The organism is Pseudomonas sp. (genome assembly GCF_050739655.1).
Taxonomy (GTDB): Bacteria; Pseudomonadota; Gammaproteobacteria; order Pseudomonadales; family Pseudomonadaceae; genus Aquipseudomonas.
The window spans coordinates 1-4,853 of record NZ_JBOIBY010000605.1; the positions used below are offsets into that span (position 1 = coordinate 1).

4 protein-coding genes are annotated in these 4,853 nt (G+C 59.1%); 3 read left to right on the forward strand and 1 reads right to left on the reverse strand.

Translation table 11 applies throughout. The annotated features are described in order from the left end of the window. Positions 1-262: 262 nt before the first annotated feature. Positions 263-2,320 carry a carbon starvation CstA family protein gene (locus ACRESJ_RS28780; protein WP_431760901.1) on the forward strand — a complete coding sequence of 686 codons (2,058 nt, stop codon included), beginning with the start codon at positions 263-265 and terminating at the stop codon, positions 2,318-2,320. Between the two features lie 2 nt (positions 2,321-2,322). Further along, positions 2,323-2,520: a YbdD/YjiX family protein gene (locus ACRESJ_RS28785; RefSeq protein ID WP_034150399.1), complete on the forward strand. Its 198-nt coding sequence runs from the start codon at positions 2,323-2,325 to the stop codon at positions 2,518-2,520. A gap of 63 nt (positions 2,521-2,583) precedes the next feature. On the opposite strand, the gene ACRESJ_RS28790 is transcribed toward ACRESJ_RS28785, so the two are convergent. Then, positions 2,584-2,775: a hypothetical protein gene (locus ACRESJ_RS28790; protein WP_431760902.1), complete on the reverse strand. Its 192-nt coding sequence runs from the start codon at positions 2,773-2,775 to the stop codon at positions 2,584-2,586. A gap of 280 nt (positions 2,776-3,055) precedes the next feature. Between ACRESJ_RS28790 and ACRESJ_RS28795 the strand changes: the two genes are divergently transcribed. Beyond that, positions 3,056-4,123 carry a GGDEF domain-containing protein gene (locus tag ACRESJ_RS28795; protein WP_431760903.1) on the forward strand — a complete coding sequence of 356 codons (1,068 nt, stop codon included), beginning with the start codon at positions 3,056-3,058 and terminating at the stop codon, positions 4,121-4,123. Positions 4,124-4,853: the final 730 nt, after the last annotated feature.

The following is a 4,853-nucleotide window of genomic DNA, read 5'->3' on the forward strand; positions in this document are numbered from 1 at the left end:
GGTCAGTTGAAATCAATATTGACTGATCCACCGCTTTCGCGAGCAAGCCCACTCCCACAGTTGATTGGGGATAGCCAAAGGCCTGATCAACACATCTCCCATGGGGGATCGCGGCATCTACGTAGAACTACGTAGAAACCGCGTACGTAGTAACGCGGATTTATTTGTGGACGCCATGCGCAGATATTGGGCCAGCTCCGCACAGCGGACACAATTATAAAAATTACCGCCGCAGTTCACTGGCTGTGGCAGGAGACACGCTATGCCCCGTCTGGCTAAACACCTCGCCTGGTTTGCCGTGGCTGTCCTGGGAGCGTTTGCGCTGAGTGTCGTGGCCTTGCGCCGCGGCGAAGCGATCAACGCCCTGTGGATCGTAGTCGCAGCAGTCGCTATCTACCTTGTCGCATACCGCTACTACAGCCTGTTCATCGCCAACAAAGTGATGCAGCTCGACCCTAATCGAGCCACGCCCGCTGTGCTCAACAACGATGGCCTGGACTACGTTCCGACCAACAAACACGTACTCTTCGGTCACCACTTCGCGGCCATCGCCGGCGCAGGTCCGCTGGTGGGTCCGGTTCTGGCGGCGCAGATGGGCTACCTGCCCGGAACACTGTGGCTGATTGCCGGCGTCGTGCTGGCCGGTGCCGTTCAGGACTTCATGGTCCTGTTCATGTCCACCCGCCGCAACGGTCGCTCCCTGGGTGACATGGTCCGCGAAGAAATGGGCCGCATCCCCGGCACCATCGCGTTGTTCGGCTGCTTCCTGATCATGATCATCATCCTCGCGGTGCTGGCGCTGATCGTGGTCAAGGCCCTGGCCGATAGCCCATGGGGCATGTTCACGGTTATGGCGACCATCCCGATCGCGATGTTCATGGGCATTTACATGCGCTACATCCGCCCAGGCCGCATCGGTGAGATCTCGATCATCGGCGTGCTGTTGCTGCTCGGTTCGATCTGGCTCGGTGGGCAGATTGCCGCTGATCCGGTGTGGGCCAAGGTCTTTACCTTCACCGGTATCCAGATCACCTGGATGCTGATCGGCTACGGTTTTGTCGCGGCGGTGTTGCCGGTGTGGCTGATCCTGGCGCCGCGTGACTACCTGTCGACCTTCCTCAAGATCGGCACCATCGTCGCCTTGGCGATTGGCATCCTGGTGACCATGCCCGAGCTGAAAATGCCAGCGCTGACCCAGTTCATCGACGGCACCGGCCCGGTATGGAAGGGCGGTCTGTTCCCGTTCCTGTTCATCACCATCGCCTGTGGCGCGGTATCCGGTTTCCACGCGTTGATCGCTTCCGGCACCACGCCGAAGCTGCTGGCCAACGAAGGGCACGCTCGTTATATCGGTTACGGCGGCATGCTGATGGAGTCCTTCGTGGCGATCATGGCCATGGTGGCCGCTTCGGTGATCGAGCCAGGCGTGTACTTCGCCATGAACAGCCCGGCGGCGATTGTCGGTGCCGATGCTGTTTCCGTCGCGCAAACCGTCAGCAGCTGGGGCTTCGCAATTACCCCGGACGCCCTGCAAGCCGTGGCCAAGGACATCGGTGAAACCACCATCCTGGCCCGTGCCGGTGGTGCGCCGACCCTGGCGGTCGGTATCGCGCAGATCCTGCACCACGTACTGCCCGGTGAAAACACCATGGCGTTCTGGTACCACTTCGCGATCCTGTTCGAAGCGCTGTTCATCCTGACGGCTGTGGACGCCGGTACCCGTGCCGGGCGTTTCATGCTGCAGGACCTGCTCGGCTCCTTCGTGCCAGCGCTGAAGCGTACTGAGTCCTGGACGGCCAACCTGATCGCCACCGCCGGTTGTGTGGCCATGTGGGGCTGGCTGCTGTATCAAGGCGTGGTCGATCCACTGGGCGGCATCAACACCTTGTGGCCGCTGTTCGGTATCTCCAACCAGATGCTGGCAGGTATCGCGCTGATGCTCGCCACCGTGGTGCTGATCAAGATGAAGCGCCAGCGTTATGTCTGGGTGACCATGTTGCCGGCCGTTTGGCTGTTGATCTGCACCACCACCGCAGGCTTCATCAAGCTGTTCGACGCCAACCCGGCGATCGGCTTCCTGGCCCTGGCCAAGAAATACAGCGATGCCCTGGCCAACGGTCAGGTGCTGGCGCCGGCCAAGAGCATTGAGCAGATGCAGCATGTGATCTTCAACGCCTACACCAATGCCACGCTGACCGCGCTGTTCCTGTTCGTGGTGTTCAGCATCCTGTTCTTCGCGCTCAAAGTCGGCGTCGCCGCCTGGGGCAGCAAGGAGCGCACGGATAAAGAAGCGCCATACCAAGCGCTGCCGGAAGCCTGATCATGTTCAATGACCTGAGTCGTCTCGGCAAATACCTCGGTCAGGCCGCGCGCCTGATGGTGGGGATGCCTGACTACGACAACTACGTCGAGCACATGCAGACCAAACACCCGGACAAACCGCTGATGGACTACGAGGCGTTCTTTCGCGAACGCCAGGAGGCCCGTTACGGGAGCAAGGCTGGACCGAAGTGTTGTTGAGTGAATAAAAAAACCGGCTGAATAAGCCGGTTTTTTTATGGGCGATGCTGCAACACCCTTGAATCACGCCACATGGCGATCCGAGTCATCATCATCCCTTTTAGCCTTGGTAGTTTGTCGGTGAGGTGACTGGTCGGCTCGCTGCATTCTCAGCGCCCGATCAGCGACCTTGGCCTTGTGAATGAGCCGACAAAGGATGGCGGCGACGGCAATGGACAGCAGTAGCCAGCCGATTAACAGCGTTTGCAGGGACATTGATTGCGTTTCCTCACGCTGTCGACATTCGTCATGATTGCCGGCATTCCTCCGGCAGTGTATCGATTTGATTATCCTACTTTTTCATGACAGAGCAGCGTGATCAAGCAGCTTGTTGAAGAGTGCCTTGCAGTGCGGAATCTGCTGCAAGCCTTCCATTGGTTTGCCACCGGCAATAAAAACAGGGCTTTCGCGCCAAACCGGGATAGCCGTTTGCCAGTGGTAGCGGTATGCTCGACGCGCCGTCCGAATGCCAATGATTAACAACCACAGTGATGATATGGGCCAATCAGAATCGCGTGCGAATGTTCTAGCGCTGTATCCGGAAGACTCCCGCGAGGCGGTGGCGTTGCTCAAGCAAGCCGTGCCCCTGATGGTTCGTCACAACATTGCGCCCAATCCTGTGCATTATGCGCTCTGGTATACCTACAGCAAAGGGCAGGATCCGGAGCTCAACAAGCACCTGGATCGGGTGGTCCGGGATTTCGACGGTTGCCCGCCTGAGTCCGCCACTCGGTTGTTTCGCGAGTACATCATTCGTGACGAACTGGAGAATGCCCGTGCTGGGCAGCACCAGGTCATCAGTCTGGTGGATGGCATGGAACGCGACGTTTCACGCAGCGTGGAGGGCAGTCAGCACTTTCAGAACCGCCTGGGGCAGTGCCTGGAAATGCTCGATGAGCCGGCCGGTGATCGCTTGCCAGACATTCTCAATGAGCTGCAGCAAAGCGCCCGCTTGATGCAAAGTCAGCAGGAACACTTCCTCAGCCAGTTGCAGTCTGCACAGAACGAAATCAAAGCCCTGCGCGACAAACTCGAACGCGCCCAGTTGGCCGCGACACTGGATGGCCTGACCGAACTGCTTAACCGCACGGCGTTTACACGGTTGCTGGAGCAGGCTCTGGGCAAGGCGTCCCGGCGTGTGGCGCTGGTCATGCTCGATATCGACCACTTCAAGCAATTCAACGATCAGTACGGCCACCCGTTGGGCGACCGGGTTTTGCAACATGTGGGGCAAGTGTTGCGCGGTGCGCTGCCAGCCAATGCATTTGCCGCACGTTACGGCGGCGAGGAGTTCTGCGTGGTGCTGGAGGGCTGCGCCGACTTGGCCAGCGCGTGTGCCTTCGCCGAACAGTTGCGGCTCAAGGTTCAGTCATTGCGGATCAAGGCACGGGGCACCGACACTGTGCTGGATACGATTACTGCTTCCTTCGGTGTGGCTTTTGCGGAGCCTGGTGACAATCTGGACAGTCTGGTGATGCGTGCTGATGATGGGCTTTACCAGGCCAAGCGTAATGGGCGTGATCAGGTGCATGCCATGCAGAAGAGTTCGGCGCTCACGTCCTGAGTCTGCGCGTTGGGTGGTGTTTTTTTGTGTGTACATATCCATTGCTGCGGTAATGGCTACATCCCTGTGGGAGCGGGCTTGCCCGCGATGACTGAGTGTCAGGCGATGGTTTTTTAGGGTGTACATATCCATTTCTGCGGTCACGGCTGCTGGCGGTTTCGCTCTTACAGCGACTCCCTTTTGCAAACGCCCAAAAGGAAGCAAAACGCTTTGCCCCAGCGTTCGGCACCTCGCCAAGGCTCGGTGTTCCCTCGCTCCGGTGTCCATCCGGGGGCATCGCCTCCGGTTTGCTGCGCTGCACCTGCTCTCGATGTGTGCGGCTTCGCCGCACGGCGCTGCGCGCCTGCCCCCCGGATGAACACCTACGCTCGGCCTGCCGAAGGGGCAGGTAGATCAAAAGCCGAAGCAAGATCACAAGCCAGAGCCAGAGCCAGAGCAATTCGCGGGCTATCTATCGGAATGCGCCCCCTGTAGGAGCTGGCTTGCCAGCGAAAATCGTCAACGATGACGTGTTAATCATGTTGCCCCACGACGACTTCAGGTTTTTCGCTGGCAATCTCCTACAGGGGATTGCGGGCAGCAGCGCGGCAGGAGATCACGCCCGCCCTGTAGGAGCTGACGAGTGCAACGAGGCTGCGATCTTTTGATTTTTTAAAGCCAGATCAAAAGATCGCAGCCTGCGGCAGCTCCTACGGGGGTTATGCGTAGTCTTCGATGGATGGGCACGCGC

Coding starts and splice junctions, on each gene's coding strand:
- ACRESJ_RS28780 (WP_431760901.1), top strand. CDS start 263: ATGCCCCGTCTGGCTAAACACCTCGCCTGGTTTGCCGTGGCTGTCCTG.
- ACRESJ_RS28785 (WP_034150399.1), top strand. CDS start 2,323: ATGTTCAATGACCTGAGTCGTCTCGGCAAATACCTCGGTCAGGCCGCG.
- ACRESJ_RS28790 (WP_431760902.1), bottom strand. CDS start 2,775: ATGTCCCTGCAAACGCTGTTAATCGGCTGGCTACTGCTGTCCATTGCC.
- ACRESJ_RS28795 (WP_431760903.1), top strand. CDS start 3,056: ATGGGCCAATCAGAATCGCGTGCGAATGTTCTAGCGCTGTATCCGGAA.